The sequence below is a fragment of the Streptococcus cristatus genome, from assembly GCF_003943815.1.
Lineage (GTDB): Bacteria > Bacillota > Bacilli > Lactobacillales > Streptococcaceae > Streptococcus > Streptococcus cristatus_F.
Genome location: NZ_RJNA01000013.1, coordinates 26,129 through 41,563, shown reverse-complemented (window position 1 = coordinate 41,563; position 15,435 = coordinate 26,129). Strand labels below are relative to the sequence as shown.

Here is a 15,435-nt window from a genome sequence, read left to right as displayed (position 1 = left end):
TTTAACCTCTCTTTCTAAAGTTTTGGATAATCAAAATAGATGCAAACATATGTGTCATATACTGAATAGAACGCGAAAGCGTCAGATAACTTTCACCTGCTTGACGTTCTTCCATCCGTACCTGAGCTTCTGCGACCTTTACCCCATGACGAATTAAGTAGGAAACTGTATCTGGTTCTGGTCCATAATTGATATTAAGTGCAAATTCTTTAATCAAATTCTCAGAAAACATCCGCATCCCTGATGTAGGATCATTAATCGTTTTACCTGTTGTTAATTTAATTGCTCCGCTAATCAACGTATTCCCTAACATTCTGAGAGAATTTTCTCGTTTTTCTGTAACAAAACGAGAACCAATCACCATTTCATACCCCGAATCAATCATTTCTTCTAAAACAGATATATATTCAGGTAAGTGTTGGCCATCGGCATCAAACTGCACTGCTTTTTTATATCCTTTTTCATAAGCATATCGAAGCCCCGTCTGAAAAGCTCCCGCCAACCCCAAATTTACTGGTAAATCAACAATATTATAGCCTTTAGCATGAGAAATTACTGATGTTTGATCTTTTGAACCATCATTAATAATAACATAGTCATACTGAGAATAATTTTGAATAATATTATCTACAACACTAACAATTGATGCTTCCTCATTATAGGCTGGAATAATAATTAACAAATCTGAAGATTTCACTGATTTGATCTCTCCTTAAAATAGTTTACTCCTATTATACAATATATATGCCTCATTTTCTACTGTGTAAATGATTATAGTAGGATCAAGCATAAAACAATTTAGAATACTCAAAGACTGAGATTTCTTTATATCTAACTTTTATAAGCCCAAATAAGATAAAAATACGAATAAACTCAGATTAGTGTTCACTAATTACGAGAATTTATTCGCATTTATCTGTCAATATAGAAGAAACTAGATTTTCACTTAAAACACCCTAGTCATCAAAACCATTCGGATGCTTACTCTGCCAACGCCAAGCATCTTGACACATTCGTTCAATATCAAACTTAGCTTCCCATCCTAGTTCATCTTTAGCTTTTTTTGAATCTGCATAGCAAGAAGCTATATCTCCTGCACGCCGCTCTGTAATCTCATACGGAATTTTCTTTCCAACTGCTTTTTCCATATTTTTTATAATTTCTAGAACAGAGTAACCTTTTCCTGTTCCGAGATTATAAATATTCAGTCCAGACTTACCTTCTAGCTTCTGAAGGGCAGCAACATGTCCTCTTGCCAAATCTACAACATGAATATAATCTCTAACGCCTGTCCCATCAACTGTAGGGTAGTCATTACCAAATACCCGTACTGATGACAATTTCCCTACTGCAACCTGAGTTACATAAGGAAGAAGGTTGTTTGGAATTCCATTCGGATTTTCCCCTAAATCTCCGCTTTCATGTGCACCAATAGGGTTAAAGTAACGAAGAATCACCACATTCCAACTCATATCGGCTTTATAAATATCTGTCAAAATTTCTTCTGTCATTAATTTTGTTCGACCATATGGATTTGTAACTGAAAGTGGAAAATCTTCTAAAATTGGAACTGTATGAGGATCCCCATATACAGTTGCTGAAGAGCTAAAAATAATGTTTTTACAATTAACCTCTTCCATCACTTTTAAAAGCGTCAAAACACCTGTGATATTATTCTTATAATATGCAAGAGGTATTTGCGTAGATTCTCCTACTGCCTTTAATGCGGCAAAATGAATGACTCCCGTAGGTTTTTCTTTCATAAAAATTTCGAACAGTTTTTCCTCATCACAGACATCTGCTATATAAAACGGAATGTTTTGCCCAACAATTTTTTCAACAATTTCAATACTTTTTTTGTTGCTATTGATTAAATTATCAACTACTACTACTTCATGACCAGCATTAACTAGTTCAATAACAGTATGAGTACCTATAAAACCTGCCCCACCTGTAACTAAAATTTTATGTCTCATTTAAATCAACCTTCACTAATTAAAATATACTGACATTATCTCACAAAAATTCATTATATTCAAAAAAAAATTAGAATATTTAAAAATTCAATTTCTAAATATTCTAAATCATAGCTATTATTTGTTAGATAGTTTCCAAAGCTATTCTCAAATCCTCTATCAAGTCATCTACATTCTCCAAGCCGATAGAGAGACGGATTTGATTTGGTGTGATGCCTGCCGCTAGCTGAGCCTCTGGCGACATCTGTCCGTGAGTCGTCGTAGCTGGATGGACGACCAGGGATTTAGCATCTGCTACATTGGCCAAGTCAGAGAAAATCTCTAGGCTGTCAATAACCTTACGAGCTTCTTTCTCTCCACCTTTGACATTAAAGGTGAAGATAGAGCCTACGCCTTTAGGGAAATATTTTTCTGCCAAAGCATGATAAGGACTGTCAGCAAGCTTGGGATAATTGACCTTCTCAACCTTAGGATGCCCTGCTAAGAATTCCACAATCTTCTCGGCATTGGACACATGGCGCTCTACACGCAAAGAGAGTGTTTCCAACCCCTGCAAGAAGAGAAAGGCATTGAAGGGAGACATAGCTGCGCCCGTATCGCGCAAGAGCTGGGTCCGCACAGCAGTGACAAAGGCTGCCGCTCCAACATCGCGCGTATAACTGATATCATGATAGCTCGGGTCTGGGTCAACAAACTGCGGAAACTTGCCAGAAGCTTCCCAGTCGAAGCGACCACTGTCCACAATCACACCTCCGATGCTGGTTCCGTGACCACCGATAAACTTGGTCGCAGAATGTACCGCGATGTCCACTCCATGAGAAAAGACATTGATCAGATAAGGAGTAGCAAAGGTATTGTCAGAAATCAGCGGAATTTTATGAGCATGAACCAGCTCAGCTAGAGCATCAAAGTCAGGAATATTAATCAGCGGATTACCCAAACTTTCAATCAAAACCAACTTTGTATTGTCCTGAATGGCTGCTTCTACTTCAGCCAGATTTTCAATATCCACAAAAGTCGTGGTAATGCCATAGCGAGGCAGGGTTTCCTTGAGCAGATTAAAGGTACCACCGTAGATGGTAGAGGCTGCTACTACATGGTCGCCAGCATGGGCCAAAGCTAGAATGGTGTAGGTAACAGCTGCCATACCAGAAGCTGTTGCTAGAGATCCAACCCCACCCTCCAAAGCCGCAATCCGCTCTTCAAAAGCAGACAGGGTCGGATTGGTAATCCGAGTGTAGATATTGCCCGGTTTGCGTAGGGCAAAAAGATCTTCTCCCTCCTGAGTATCGTCAAACACATAGGAAGTTGTCTGGTAAATAGGCAGAGCCCGCGACTTAGTTGTCGGGTCAACTGTCTGTCCGGCATGAAGCTGCAGAGTTTCAAATTTGAATTCACGTGTCATAAGGTCACCTCACTATAGTTATGTGATAAGTCTACCACTAAACGCCCCGCTTGACTAATAGAATTTCCTTATCAAAAGAAATAAAGAGAAGCTATATCTTATAGCTTCTCTTTATAATCTCAAAAGTCGCCTGATTGCTGGGCCAGTACAGCTGCGACGAAACTTCTTCTAAAGCTATCCACTGAGCTCCCACATGCTCATCAGAAATCTGGATTTCCTTCTGTTCTGTCAGAACTAGAAAGAGATTTTTGTGGATGGTCAGATGTTCATCAATCTTTACTGTGAAATTTCCAAGACCTGTCAGATTTGAACAATCTAACAGCAAACCGGTCTCTTCCTTTATTTCACGAAGACAGGCTTCTTCTGGACTCTCACCACTCTCAATCCCACCAGTAATGGGCTGCCAAAAGGAAACTGTCTCATCCTCAACTTTCAAGAGCAAGATTTCTCGTTCCTCTGGATGGTAGATCCAGGCTTCAATTGACCGCCTCATCATGATTTTTTCTCAATCGGTGCTATGCTAGCCAGCACTTTCTTCAGACCGACTTCTGGGAAATTGATCTTAAGTTCTTGACTATTTCCGCTGCCTGAGACTGCCAAAACTGTCCCATCGCCCCATTTCTTATGGTGGGCAATATCCCCAATAGCCCAAGCAACTTCTGGCTTAGATGGCTGGCTCTGACTGCTCTTTCCAAAAGGCAGGCTGTTTGTAGAAATCGAACTAGGTGCCGCCTGACACTTCCTCTCCTGCAAGGTTTGAGCCAGACTCATGCCCTGACCGAATTTGCTAGTATCGCTGTTGGTATAACTAACCTTAAAGGAGCTGTTTGCCGGTCGAGCCAGTCCCTGATAATCTAACAAGTCTGAACTGATTTCTCTCAAGAAGCGAGTAGGTTGATTGTAGTTAGTCCGACCATAAAGCAGACGAGAATTGGCATTGGTCAGATAAAGAATCTTCTCTGCTCGAGTAATACCGACATAGGCCAAACGCCGCTCCTCTTCCAGCTCATCCTCATCTTCAGAAGCCCGACTTAGAGGAAAGACATTTTCCTCCATACCGACTAGAAAGACAACTGGAAACTCTAGTCCCTTGGCTGCGTGTAGGGTCATCAAAGTCACTTCAGAACTTTCCGTATCTCCGTCGTCTGTGTCCGCGATCAAAGCTAAGTCATTGAGAAAACGGCTGAGCTTATCCAGACCAGTCTCATCAGCAGGATTATCTGGATTTTCGTCAAAGTTCCTGGTTACAGATAGGAATTCTTCAATATTTTCAATCCGTGCTTGGCTTTCTAGGGTTGCCTGAGCTGCCAAAGCTGCTGAGTAACCTGTTTTTTTCAGAACAAGCTCGACTAGTTCAGTCACGCTATAGTCATCCAAACGATCCCGCAAGTCGAGTATCAGATTGGCAAACTCATAAACTGCCTGAGCTGCCTTGCCCTTGACTGGTGAAAGCATAATATTGGCCGAAGCATCTAGCAAAGAGATTTCCTGACTGGACGCAAAATCCCGAATTTTCTCCACCGTTCCCGGACCAACACCACGTTTGGGCTCATTGACCACGCGCTCATAGCTAATATTGTCGCTAGGATTAGCAATGAGATTGAGGTAAGAAATAACATCACGGATTTCTTTACGGCTATAGAACTTAGTGCCCCCAACCATGGTATAGGGAATATTAGCCTTAAGCAGGGCTTCCTCCACCGTCCGTGACTGGGCATTGGTCCGGTAAAGAACCGCAAAATCCTTATGACTGTAGCCTTCTCGGCTCAGCTGATCAATAGTTCGGGCGACAAAGAGAGCCTCGTCCTGCTCGTCATTAGCCCGATAGTAGACAATTTCCTCACCGTCTTCGTTTTGAGTCCAGAGATTTTTCGGACGGCGGTTGCGATTGTTTCGGATGACTTCATTAGCCGCCTGAAGGATGGTCTTAGTAGAGCGATAATTTTCCTCAAGCAGGACCACCTTAGCTTCTGGATAATCCTTTTCAAAATCCAGGATATTCTGCATATCGGCTCCCCGCCAGCCATAGATAGACTGGTCTGCATCCCCGACTACGCAGATATTCTTAAAGCGAGAAGCCAGGAGCTTAACCAGCTGGTACTGGGCATGGTTGGTATCCTGATACTCGTCTACATGGATGTACTGGTAACGTTGCTGGTAGTAGGTCAGGACGTCAGGATTTTTGTCAAAAAGCCGCAGGGTCAGCATAATCAAATCGTCAAAGTCCATGGCCTCAGACTGGCGCAATTCCTTTTGATAAGCCGTGTAGCACTTGGCCACAATCTCTGTGTACATATCACCAGCCATATTTGCATAGGCCACCTCGTCAATCAGGTCGTTCTTGGCATTGGAAATAGTACCCAGAATGGCGCGCTCGTTCCACTTTTTAGGATCTAAATTGAGGCTTTTGAGAATCCGTTTCATCAGGGTTCGCTGCTCACCCGGATCAACAATGGTGAAGTTGCGATTGTAGCCAATATGGTCAGCTTCTCGCCGCAGGATACGCACACACATGGAGTGGAAGGTGGCGATTAAGCAATCTTGGGTGGCCGGATTGAGTGCTGCTGCCCGTTCCTTCATCTCCCGCGCCGCCTTATTGGTAAAGGTAATGGCTAGAATATTCCAAGGATTAACCATCTTCTCATCAATCAAATAGGCAATGCGGTGGGTCAAGACACGAGTCTTTCCTGAACCAGCCCCCGCCATAATCAACAAGGGACCTTCTGTCGTCTGGACCGCTTCGGCCTGACGGTCATTCATACCGTTTAATAAGGGATTCATCTTCTATCCTTTCAATGTAAAATCAAATTGAAAATCAATGCTTCCATTATATCAAAATTCGAGTGAATTTGTTATCGAAAAGGCAACTGTCCTCAATTGAAATTCAAGTGTGAAAAAGCTATAATAGTAGTCTAGAAAGGAGTAGCCATGCACAATCATCCAAGTGACAATCTCAAACTTGCCGAACGAGGCGCCCTCCTAGCAATTGCCACCTACATTGGCCTATCCGTTACAAAAATCATTGCAGGTGCGGCACTGACATCCTCCAGTTTGACGGCGGATGGTTTCAACAACGTCTCCGATATCGTTGCCAATCTAGCAGTTTTAATCGGCCTTCGTATGGCACGAAAACCAGCAGATAAGGACCACCGCTTTGGCCATTGGAAGATTGAAGATCTGGCCAGCCTGATCACTTCTTTTATCATGTTTTTTGTCGGCTTCAATGTCCTCATTGATACGGCTCAAAAAATCATCAACAAAGAAGAAACCTTGATTGATCCTGTGGGAGCCATCGTCGGGATTGTATCAGCCATCATCATGTTTGGCGTTTATCTTTACAATAAAAATCTAGCCAAAAGAGTGAAATCCAAAGCTCTAGATGCGGCTGCTAAAGACAATCTGTCGGACGCCATCACTTCTCTGGGCACATCGGTTGCTATTATTGCCAGCTCCCTGAAGTTTCCCATCGTTGATAGGCTAGCAGCCATCGTTATTACGTTTTTCATTCTGAAAACGGCCTATGATATTTTCATGGAGTCCTCCTTCAGTCTGTCAGACGGCTTTGATCAGGACCTTTTAGACGATTACAAGCGCGCTATCCTGGAAATTCCCAAAATCACACGCGTCAAATCCCAGCGTGGCCGGACCTATGGTAGCAATATCTATCTGGATATTATACTGGAAATGAATCCTGACCTCTCTGTCTTTGAAAGCCACGAAATCGCTGACCAGGTAGAGGATATGCTCAAAGAACGCTTCGGCGTCTTCGACATTGATATTCATATTGAGCCAGCCCCTATTCCTGAAGATGAGATTCTGGATAATGTCTATCAAAAACTCCTGATGCGTGAGCAATTAGTCGACCAAGGCAGTCAATTGGATGCACTTCTTTCCTCTGATTTTGTCTACATTTCCCAAGACGGTCGCCAGCTAAACAAAGAGGAATTTCAACTAGAGAGAGCCCAAACTTCTCCCATCAAAAATTTAGAAATTACATCCGTCAGCCAAAAGACCAAGCTGATTCGCTATCAAATCGAAGATGTCATCCATACCAGCCTCTGGCGCCGCCACGAAGTCTGGCAAAATATCTTTCACCAAGAAACACGAAAAAACAACTAGCTTTCTGCTAGTTGTTTTTATATGCTTTTACTTGGTCTGTCGCAATATCCTCTCCAAACCACTTTTCAGCGATTTTCTGGAATTTTCCCTCTTGATATAATTTTCCAAAGGCAGCATTTACTTTTTCAACTAAAGTACGGTCCGCCTTTCTAGCCCCGACCGCAAAGTCCTCGCTCTCAAATCCAACTGAAAAAACTGAATATTGATCTAAAATTCCTTCTTCTGTCAGATAATAATTGGCATAAACACGGTCAATCAAGAGACCATCAATCCGATCGTTTTGCAAGTCAATCAACGCCTCGTTGAAGCTTTGATACTGGGTCGCTGTATGATTTTTGACAATGATTTTCAATATTTCAGGATTGCTTTCAAAAGCTACATAGCCAGAAGATCCTGCTTGGGCACCCAATACTTTTCCTGCCATATCACTGGCCTGTGAGATACGAGAGGACTTTTTGCTGACCAAAACCTGCTCATTTTTCATATAAGGAATGGTAAATTCTACCTTTTCCCTTCTCTCATCCGTCGCGGAATAGCCATTCCAGATAAGATCAATCGTGCCGTTGGTCAACTCTGTTTCTTTCATATCCCAATCAATCGGCTGCCATTTTACCTTAATTCCATATTCCTCAAAAACAGCGTTGGCCAAATCAATATCAAATCCTGCATAAGTGCCATCTTTTTGCTCAAATCCCATGGGAACGAAGGTATTATCAAAGCCGATTGTAATCTGTTTTTTCTCCTCATACTTGCTCCAGTTATCCAAGCCGGGGTCACTGACATTGGAACTACAAGCACTAAGCAGAAAGGTTAGGATCAGGGTCAAACAGGCCAACAGAATATTCTTTAGTTTCATTCGGACCTCCCTTATTTTGGTATGACTTTGAGAATAGAATCCGCAATATTTTCCGCAAACTGCAAATCATGTGTGACCACAATCTGTGTCATCCCCATTTCCCGATTTTGAAGGATGAGTTTTTCTACTTCCAAGCGCAATGCAGGATCCAAGGCAGAAGTCGGCTCATCATATCCGATAATTTCTGGATTAATCATCATAGCGCGAGCCAAAGCGACCCGCTGTTTTTGCCCTCCTGACAGCGAATAAGGATAGGCATTGGCATGCTCAGACAAGCCTATGCGAGCCAATAAATCCTGCGCCTTCTCTCCAGCTTCCTCTTTGGAAACATTCATTGTATGTATGGGTGATAAGGTCAAATTTTCCAAGACAGACAAATGAGGAAAGAGCTGAAAATCTTGAAAAACAAAGCCTAGAAGATTGCGCTTTTCAAGCTCTGTGACATCCAAAATCTCTCCATTGTAAATCACTTGTCCCGAATCAATTGTCTCCAAACCTGCCAGCATACGCAGAAGGGTTGTCTTCCCGCCACCAGACGGTCCAACAATGGCCAATACTTGCTTTTCAGGCACGATTAAATTAAAATCCTTTAGAATCTGCTTATCACCAAATTTTTTACTAATATTTCGTAATTCTAACATAATAGCACCTACTTATAATAACTAAATTTCTTTTCGACCTGTTTTGCAACCAGCGTAGCCAGACCGATTAAGAGTAAATAAATCAATCCTGCAACAAACATCGGTGCCAGACTTGCATCACGGTTGGCCGCTGTACGACTAGCCAAAATCAAATCTGAAATACCTAAAGCATACACCAAAGAGGTATCTTTCACCAAAGTCATGACTTCATTAAAGACACTAGGTAGCACAATTTTTACAACCTGCGGCAAAATAATCAGGCGAATCGTCTGAACAGGAGTAAATTTCAAAACCTTCGCAGCTTCGTACTGTCCAGTCGGAATGGAAGAAATACCGCCACGGAAGATCTCTGCAAAATAAGCAGCGTAGTTTAGTGTAAAGGCAATAATCGCTGCAGGAATCCGATCCAGTCGAATGCCGATACTTGGCAACACATAGTAAATAAAGATTAACTGCAATAAAAGCGGCGTCCCACGCATAATCCAAATGTAAATATGAAGCAGCCATTGCAGGGGATTCAAGCGAATTTGCATCGAAAAAGCCAGCATAATTCCCAAAGGAATCGAAAAAACCAAGACCAAAGCAAACACTTGCAAGGTGGTTGCCGCTCCACTTAGAAGACTGGGTAAAATTTCCAAAATATAGCTCATTCTCTTCCTCCTAAATAAATATTATACCATAATAACAGAATCTCAAGAAAATACAAGCAGATATTGCAAAAAATTTATAGCAAGAAAATCGAAATCAAACAAAACTAAAATCCGACTCTCCTTTCAAGAATCGGATTTATTGGACTATGGGGAGCTTCGTGTCGTTTTGAAACCATTCAAAACAACACAGCAAAGTTAAAATAAGGTTTTTGTCCGTACACAACTTGAAAAAGTGAGCACCGAATCAGTGCTTTTTATTTACTATAATAACTATATTTTACTCTTATTTCTATAAAAAGGCAACGGAATTCAAAGCGTTTTCAACAAATTCACTAAAAAAACTACGTTCATTTGAACGTAGTTTTAATATTTATGTCCCCTGCCGGAATCGAACCAGCAACTACTCCTTAGGAGGGAGTTGTTATATCCATTGAACTAAGGGGACTAGAGAAAAACTCTGCCAAGTGACAGAGTCATTTCTGATATTAACGACGGATTTCTTTGATACGCGCTGCCTTACCTTGCAATGCACGAAGGTAGTACAATTTAGCACGACGAACTTTACCGTAACGAACGACTTCAATCTTGTCAACACGTGGAGTGTGGATTGGGAAAGTACGTTCAACACCTACACCGTTAGAGATTTTACGAACTGTGTAGTTTTCTGAGATACCAGCACCTTTACGAGCGATAACGACACCTTCAAAGATCTGGATACGTTCGCGAGTTCCTTCGACAACTTTCGCATGAACGCGGACAGTGTCACCAGGACGGAATGCAGGGATATCTGAGCGAAGTTGACCTTCAGTCAAGCTTTGGATTAATGGATTCATTTTTTCTCCTATCTTGCTAATCTTGTAGTTCTAGACGACAGCGGATTAGCCGTTTTTTTAGTGCATCCATTTATGCACAAAGTATATTATATCAAAATTCTAGCAAAAGTAAAGATTTTTAGATAAAAATTCCTAAAAGAATGGCTAAAAACCCTAAAAAATAGGTCAGCATCAGATAGAGGCTAAATTTCTTCTTATCTGAGAACAGCTCTGCTAATTCCGCATTAAAAGTGNAAAGAGTTGTTAAACCGCCACAGAAGCCAGTTGCTAAAATGCTATACAACTGTTTATCTTGGATATGATTATAAAAATATCCAATCAAAAAGGCTCCCAGTACATTAGCTATCAAGGTTCCTACTGGCAAAGAAGCTCTGCTATTAACCTTGGAAAAAAAGTAACGAACAAGAGCTCCCAGACCGCAAGCAATGAGCAAAAACCAAATCATGCGGTCACCTTCCTTCCAGCCCATAAAACAATACAAAGGCTGCCGCCGATACTCAAGGCAAGATATACGATCAATTCTGGATAACGGCCTAAATCCAGCAATTTGAGCGAATCTAATAGAAGACCTGAAAAAGTTGTCAAGCCGCCACAAAATCCCGTCGACAAAGCCAATAACAAACGCTTGGAAACTTGCTTGCGACTGAGATAGCCTTTAACCAAATAGACTAACAAGAAAGTTCCCAAATTGTTGACTAAAAGTGTCGCTAGAGGAAAATGTCCCGTGAATGTGAAAAAGGAAGAGCATTGATAACGGAGTAAACCGCCTAGCATCGCTGCTAGGAAGATTGCCAAAGAATTTTTTACTTCACTCATCTTATTTGCTTCTCCTGAAAAGCACGTGAATGCTTTAGGATGTCCGCAAAGGTCGCAAGAATCGTTTCTTGATAGTTCTTATTTTCAATCTTGCTCGCAACTCCAGCAAAGATCCTTTCTTCTCGCTTAGGATCTGCGACGGCCTTCCCAGTTGATTTTTTAACAGCCACAACTTGGCCAACCAGATTCATACGCTGCTCTAGTAAGGCAACGAGTGCGTCATCTACTTGGTCAATTTCCTGTCTGATTTCTTCTAACGTCATCTCATTCCTCCTCATATTCTATCTATCATATCAAAAAATAGTAAAATGTTCTAGTTTTATCCTAAATAAAAAAGGTCCTAAAGACCTTAAATTAAAAGAAAACTCGCTTAAGCGAGTTTTTATCTGCAACCTAACACAGTCCTCCGGACCTTGGATTAAGGAGAACTCGCTTAAGCGAGTTTTTATCCGCAGATTAAAAAGGTCCGCTGGACCTTTTTAACCAACTGAGCCTTCCATACTCATGTTGATGAGTTGGTTGAGTTCGACGGCGTATTCCATTGGTAGTTCTTTGGTAATGGGTTCCATAAATCCGTTGATAATCATTGCTGTTGCTTCTTCTTCGCTAATGCCACGGCTCATCAGGTAGTAGAGCTGATCCTCAGACACTTTGGAAACCTTGGCCTCATGCTCTAGCGCGACATTGGAATTATGGATTTCATTAAAAGGAATGGTATCAGAACTAGACTCACCATCCATCAGAATGGTGTCGCACTCGATATGAGATTTGGAGCCTGCACTATTCTTACCAAAGCGAACCTGACCACGATAGTCGGTCTTGCCGCCATCCTTGGCCACTGATTTAGAAATTAAGGTACTGGAAGTCTTGGACGCATTATGAAAAACCTTACAACCCGCATCCAAGTGCTGGCCATAGTTGGCAAAGGACATAGAGAGGACAGAGGTTCTGGCATTTCGTCCATTAAGAATGCTGCAGGGATATTTCATATTGACCTTGCTGCCTAAGTTTCCATCAATCCACTCTAAGGTGCCGCCTTCCTCAACCATCCCCCGCTCCGTTACGAGGTTATAGACATTGTCCGACCAGTTTTGAATGGTTGTATAGCGGAAAAAGGCATCCTTTTTGACAATGATTTCGACATTTGCCGCATGAAGACTATTGCTTGTGTAAGTCGGTGCTGTACAACCCTCGATATACTGGATAGAGCCGCCCTCCTCGATAATCATCAAGGAGCGCTCAAACTGGCCGGCATTTTCACCATTGATTCGAAAATAGGTCTGAACAGGAACTTGACACTGGACGTTCTTAGGCACATAGATAAAGGTGCCGCCGGACCAAACTGCACTATTAAGCGCAGAGAATTTATGCTCAGCATTTGAAATCACAGTACCAAAATACTGCTTAACCAAGTCTGGATATTCCTGAACAGCCGTATCCGTGTCAGTAAAGATAATCCCCAACTTGGCAAACTCTTCCTTCATATTGTGGTAAACGACTTCCGACTCGTACTGGGCCACAGCTCCAGATAGAAAGCGCTTCTCAGCTTCTGGAATTCCCAAGCGGTCAAAGGTCTTCTTAATCTCTTCTGGGACTTCATCCCAACTACGAGCCCGATCTCCGCTTAGTTTCTGATAGTAGATAATATCATCAAAGCGAATACCTGATAAATCTGGTCCAAAGTTAGGCATGGGTAGCTTATGAAAAAGTTCCAAAGAGCGGAGGCGATAATCCAACATCCACTGGGGCTCATTTTTTATTTCGGAGATTTCTCGAACAACTTCTTCAGTCAGGCCCTTACCAGTTGAAAAGAGTGGCTTGACATCATCATGAAAGCCAAAGGCATAGTCGCGTTCTTTCATAGGAACTCCTCCTTTATCTAAGGGATAACGCTCACCTATATTATACTCCTAATCATGAGAATTGTCAGAAAATAATACTTTAACACAAGAAAAACGGCCACAGCCGCTCTCCATATTGTCACTTTAAACTTTACTTACCAACTCTTCCGCAAATGCTTCCAAGCGCTCAATATCATCTTCTTCTGCAGAAAGATCTACTTTGACACATTCTGAACCTTTCACTGCTCCTGTAGCCGCAAAAACAGCATCAAAATCATCAACAGCCTTGCAGAATTCATCATAAAAAGTATCGCCTGAACCGACCACTCCGTAGACCTTGCCATTCAAGTCCAATCCAGACAAGTCTTCGTAAAAGTCCATCATCTCATCCGGCAACTCACCGTCACCGTAGGTATAGGTCGCTACAATCGTAATATCCGCTTCCAAGAAATCTTCTGCATCGACAGTGGTACACTCGTCCACTTCAACTTCTACATCTAGTTCTCTTAGCTTATCCGCCACAATATCGGCAATTTCCTCGGTGTTTCCAGTCATACTGGCAAATACAATTTTCGCTAAGGTCATAGTTCCCTCCAAATTATAATCTTCATTCATTATAACACATCTTTTTTATTTTAAAAATAAAAATTCTTGTGCTACAATAACTAGAGAAAGTTTAAGAGGTTCACAATGAGTATCTATAGCAAAATTCTGAAAAAAATTAAAGAGTACGATAAAATTATCATCCACCGCCACATGCGCCCTGATCCAGATGCGATTGGCAGTCAAGTCGGTTTACAAAAGCTTCTCCAGCTCAACTTTCCTGAAAAATCCATCAAAGTGACAGGTTATGACGAACCAACCCTTACTTGGCTGGCCAAGATGGATGAGGTGGCCGATACTGACTATGAGCAAGCCCTGGTAATCGTATGCGATACAGCCAACACTCCTCGTATTGATGATAAACGCTATAGCATGGGCGACTTTTTAATTAAAATCGACCATCATCCCAACGACGATATCTACGGAGACTTGCTGCTGGTTGATACAGATGCTAGCAGTACCAGCGAGCTTATCGCTCTTTTTGCCTTCGAAAATCGCTTAGAAGTAAATGACTCTATCGCCAAACTTCTCTATGCTGGTATTGTCGGAGATACAGGGCGTTTCCTCTATCCAGCGACTACTGCACGCACATTTGAGGTTACTGGAAAACTTCGCCAATACGCTTTTAATTTTTCAGAGCTTTCTCGAAAAATGGACTCCATCACCCATCAAGTTGCCAAACTCCAAGGTTATGTGTACGATAATCTGGAAGTGGATGAAAATGGTGCTGCGCGTGTCATCCTATCGCAGCAGTTATTGAAAGAAAATCAGCTGACAGATGCTGATACTTCAGCTATTGTAGCTGCACCCGGACGGATCGAAGATGTCCAGATGTGGGCCATCTTTGTCGAACAGCCTGACGGCCATTATCGTGTGCGGATGCGCAGTAAGTTTACTCCAATCAATGAAATTGCCAAGCAACACAACGGCGGCGGCCATCCACTTGCCAGCGGTGCCAATGCTTATTCCAAAGATGAAGTGGACTTAATTTATCAAAAATTAAAAGAAAGTGCAAAAAAGTAAGAAAATCATCCAAAAGACTTGTCAAATCATTTAGAATTTGATAAACTATCAAAGTAACTAATCTATGGCTCGCAAAGAGTCCATGGCAGAAAGGAATTTTTAAAATGAGAAAAGACATTCACCCAGAATACCGTCAAGTTGTATTTATGGACACTACTACTGGCTACAAGTTCCTTAGCGGTTCAACTAAACGTTCAAACGAAACTGTTGAATTCGAAGGTGAGACTTACCCATTGATCCGTGTCGAAATTTCATCAGACTCACACCCATTCTACACTGGACGTCAAAAGTTCACTCAAGCAGATGGACGTGTGGATCGTTTCAACAAAAAATACGGTCTCAAATAAGAACCGTATTGACATTAAAAAGAACGTTGATACAAAGCCATTTCCGAGAAATCGGATTTGGCTTTTTTTTTGTTTTTTCCAATAAAAAATCCTTTGAAATCTGGAATGAGGCAGCATGACTACTATCACTCATTCCTTCATCTCAAAGGATTGGTTTCAATTATTGATCTTCTTTCAATTTTTCTCGCTCAAGGCGAAGTTTACGATTTGGATTTAGCCGGTTGAAGAGTTCTTCCAGCTTTTTTGCATTCCAAACATCTGCTGCTGAGACAAAATTGCCATTTTCATCTCGGAAAGATATTGGTTTATCACCCATTACATATCT

18 protein-coding genes and 1 tRNA gene are annotated in these 15,435 nt (G+C 41.8%); 3 read left to right on the top strand and 16 right to left on the bottom strand.

The window, feature by feature from the left end; translation table 11 throughout:
• Position 1: 1 nt before the first annotated feature.
• The 5 genes from D8872_RS08610 to pcrA form a co-directional block, all read right to left on the bottom strand.
• The gene (locus tag D8872_RS08610) at positions 2–697 is read right to left on the bottom strand and encodes a glycosyltransferase family 2 protein (RefSeq protein ID WP_125390639.1); all 696 of its coding nucleotides are present in this window, start codon (positions 695–697) and stop codon (positions 2–4) included.
• Between the two features lie 259 nt (positions 698–956).
• Positions 957–1,976 carry a UDP-glucose 4-epimerase GalE gene (gene galE, locus D8872_RS08605; RefSeq protein ID WP_125390638.1) on the bottom strand — a complete coding sequence of 340 codons (1,020 nt, stop codon included), beginning with the start codon at positions 1,974–1,976 and terminating at the stop codon, positions 957–959.
• Between the two features lie 124 nt (positions 1,977–2,100).
• Positions 2,101–3,381, bottom strand: coding sequence for an O-acetylhomoserine aminocarboxypropyltransferase/cysteine synthase family protein (locus D8872_RS08600; protein ID WP_125390637.1), 1,281 nt, complete (start codon positions 3,379–3,381; stop codon positions 2,101–2,103).
• A 91-nt stretch (positions 3,382–3,472) separates the two neighbouring features.
• Positions 3,473–3,877: an NUDIX hydrolase gene (locus tag D8872_RS08595; protein WP_125390636.1), complete on the bottom strand. Its 405-nt coding sequence runs from the start codon at positions 3,875–3,877 to the stop codon at positions 3,473–3,475.
• Complete coding sequence (gene pcrA / locus D8872_RS08590; RefSeq protein ID WP_125390635.1) at positions 3,874–6,162, bottom strand: DNA helicase PcrA; 2,289 nt, start codon at positions 6,160–6,162, stop codon at positions 3,874–3,876. The genes D8872_RS08595 and pcrA overlap by 4 nt, the downstream gene beginning before the upstream one ends.
• A gap of 147 nt (positions 6,163–6,309) precedes the next feature.
• Here pcrA and D8872_RS08585 point away from each other — a divergent pair, with 147 nt between their 5' ends.
• Entirely contained in the window at positions 6,310–7,500 is a 1,191-nt protein-coding gene (locus tag D8872_RS08585; protein WP_125390634.1) for a cation diffusion facilitator family transporter, read from the top strand.
• Between the two features lie 7 nt (positions 7,501–7,507).
• Here the strand turns inward: D8872_RS08585 and D8872_RS08580 are convergent, their stop codons facing one another.
• The 10 genes from D8872_RS08580 to D8872_RS08535 all read right to left on the bottom strand — a co-directional run bounded on the left by D8872_RS08580 (position 7,508) and on the right by D8872_RS08535 (position 13,722).
• Positions 7,508–8,356 (bottom strand): amino acid ABC transporter substrate-binding protein, encoded by an 849-nt coding sequence (locus tag D8872_RS08580; protein WP_125390633.1) that lies wholly within the window; start codon positions 8,354–8,356, stop codon positions 7,508–7,510.
• A gap of 11 nt (positions 8,357–8,367) precedes the next feature.
• Positions 8,368–8,997, bottom strand: a complete 630-nt coding sequence (locus D8872_RS08575; RefSeq protein WP_125390632.1) for an amino acid ABC transporter ATP-binding protein — start codon at positions 8,995–8,997, stop codon at positions 8,368–8,370.
• 8 nt (positions 8,998–9,005) lie between these two features.
• Positions 9,006–9,647 (bottom strand): amino acid ABC transporter permease, encoded by a 642-nt coding sequence (locus tag D8872_RS08570; RefSeq protein WP_125390631.1) that lies wholly within the window; start codon positions 9,645–9,647, stop codon positions 9,006–9,008.
• Positions 9,648–10,020: 373 nt separating this feature from the next.
• Positions 10,021–10,092: transfer RNA gene (locus D8872_RS08565), tRNA-Arg, on the bottom strand.
• Positions 10,093–10,132: 40 nt separating this feature from the next.
• Positions 10,133–10,480 (bottom strand): 50S ribosomal protein L19, encoded by a 348-nt coding sequence (gene rplS / locus D8872_RS08560; protein WP_005590628.1) that lies wholly within the window; start codon positions 10,478–10,480, stop codon positions 10,133–10,135.
• A gap of 118 nt (positions 10,481–10,598) precedes the next feature.
• On the bottom strand, positions 10,599–10,925 hold the full coding sequence (crcB, locus tag D8872_RS08555) for a fluoride efflux transporter CrcB (protein ID WP_185761408.1): 327 nt from the start codon (positions 10,923–10,925) through the stop codon (positions 10,599–10,601).
• A complete protein-coding gene (crcB, locus tag D8872_RS08550; protein WP_125390629.1) occupies positions 10,922–11,296 on the bottom strand; it encodes a fluoride efflux transporter CrcB in 375 nt (124 codons plus the stop codon). Before crcB (D8872_RS08550) ends, crcB (D8872_RS08555) begins: the two co-directional genes overlap by 4 nt.
• Positions 11,293–11,559: a chorismate mutase gene (locus D8872_RS08545; RefSeq protein ID WP_125390628.1), complete on the bottom strand. Its 267-nt coding sequence runs from the start codon at positions 11,557–11,559 to the stop codon at positions 11,293–11,295. Before D8872_RS08545 ends, crcB (D8872_RS08550) begins: the two co-directional genes overlap by 4 nt.
• A gap of 216 nt (positions 11,560–11,775) precedes the next feature.
• Positions 11,776–13,158, bottom strand: coding sequence for a Fe-S cluster assembly protein SufB (gene sufB, locus D8872_RS08540; protein ID WP_125390627.1), 1,383 nt, complete (start codon positions 13,156–13,158; stop codon positions 11,776–11,778).
• Between the two features lie 123 nt (positions 13,159–13,281).
• Complete coding sequence (locus D8872_RS08535; RefSeq protein WP_125390626.1) at positions 13,282–13,722, bottom strand: flavodoxin; 441 nt, start codon at positions 13,720–13,722, stop codon at positions 13,282–13,284.
• A 105-nt stretch (positions 13,723–13,827) separates the two neighbouring features.
• Here D8872_RS08535 and D8872_RS08530 point away from each other — a divergent pair, with 105 nt between their 5' ends.
• Both D8872_RS08530 and D8872_RS08525 read left to right on the top strand, forming a co-directional pair.
• Positions 13,828–14,763, top strand: a complete 936-nt coding sequence (locus D8872_RS08530; RefSeq protein WP_125390625.1) for a DHH family phosphoesterase — start codon at positions 13,828–13,830, stop codon at positions 14,761–14,763.
• Between the two features lie 104 nt (positions 14,764–14,867).
• Entirely contained in the window at positions 14,868–15,110 is a 243-nt protein-coding gene (locus D8872_RS08525) for a type B 50S ribosomal protein L31 (RefSeq protein WP_048763695.1), read from the top strand.
• 160 nt (positions 15,111–15,270) lie between these two features.
• Here D8872_RS08525 and D8872_RS08520 read toward each other — a convergent pair whose 3' ends face one another.
• Positions 15,271–15,426: a hypothetical protein gene (locus D8872_RS08520; RefSeq protein WP_125387654.1), complete on the bottom strand. Its 156-nt coding sequence runs from the start codon at positions 15,424–15,426 to the stop codon at positions 15,271–15,273.
• Positions 15,427–15,435 lie beyond the last annotated feature (9 nt).

Excerpts from the sequence above, each read along its gene's own strand:
- D8872_RS08525 (WP_048763695.1), top strand. The coding sequence starts at position 14,868 with ATGAGAAAAGACATTCACCCAGAATACCGTCAAGTTGTATTTATGGAC.
- galE (WP_125390638.1), bottom strand. The coding sequence starts at position 1,976 with ATGAGACATAAAATTTTAGTTACAGGTGGGGCAGGTTTTATAGGTACT.
- rplS (WP_005590628.1), bottom strand. The coding sequence starts at position 10,480 with ATGAATCCATTAATCCAAAGCTTGACTGAAGGTCAACTTCGCTCAGAT.
- D8872_RS08520 (WP_125387654.1), bottom strand. The coding sequence starts at position 15,426 with ATGGGTGATAAACCAATATCTTTCCGAGATGAAAATGGCAATTTTGTC.
- D8872_RS08575 (WP_125390632.1), bottom strand. The coding sequence starts at position 8,997 with ATGTTAGAATTACGAAATATTAGTAAAAAATTTGGTGATAAGCAGATT.
- D8872_RS08535 (WP_125390626.1), bottom strand. The coding sequence starts at position 13,722 with ATGACCTTAGCGAAAATTGTATTTGCCAGTATGACTGGAAACACCGAG.
- sufB (WP_125390627.1), bottom strand. The coding sequence starts at position 13,158 with ATGAAAGAACGCGACTATGCCTTTGGCTTTCATGATGATGTCAAGCCA.
- D8872_RS08545 (WP_125390628.1), bottom strand. The coding sequence starts at position 11,559 with ATGACGTTAGAAGAAATCAGACAGGAAATTGACCAAGTAGATGACGCA.
- D8872_RS08530 (WP_125390625.1), top strand. The coding sequence starts at position 13,828 with ATGAGTATCTATAGCAAAATTCTGAAAAAAATTAAAGAGTACGATAAA.
- D8872_RS08580 (WP_125390633.1), bottom strand. The coding sequence starts at position 8,356 with ATGAAACTAAAGAATATTCTGTTGGCCTGTTTGACCCTGATCCTAACC.
- D8872_RS08570 (WP_125390631.1), bottom strand. The coding sequence starts at position 9,647 with ATGAGCTATATTTTGGAAATTTTACCCAGTCTTCTAAGTGGAGCGGCA.
- D8872_RS08595 (WP_125390636.1), bottom strand. The coding sequence starts at position 3,877 with ATGATGAGGCGGTCAATTGAAGCCTGGATCTACCATCCAGAGGAACGA.
- pcrA (WP_125390635.1), bottom strand. The coding sequence starts at position 6,162 with ATGAATCCCTTATTAAACGGTATGAATGACCGTCAGGCCGAAGCGGTC.
- D8872_RS08585 (WP_125390634.1), top strand. The coding sequence starts at position 6,310 with ATGCACAATCATCCAAGTGACAATCTCAAACTTGCCGAACGAGGCGCC.
- crcB (WP_125390629.1), bottom strand. The coding sequence starts at position 11,296 with ATGAGTGAAGTAAAAAATTCTTTGGCAATCTTCCTAGCAGCGATGCTA.
- D8872_RS08600 (WP_125390637.1), bottom strand. The coding sequence starts at position 3,381 with ATGACACGTGAATTCAAATTTGAAACTCTGCAGCTTCATGCCGGACAG.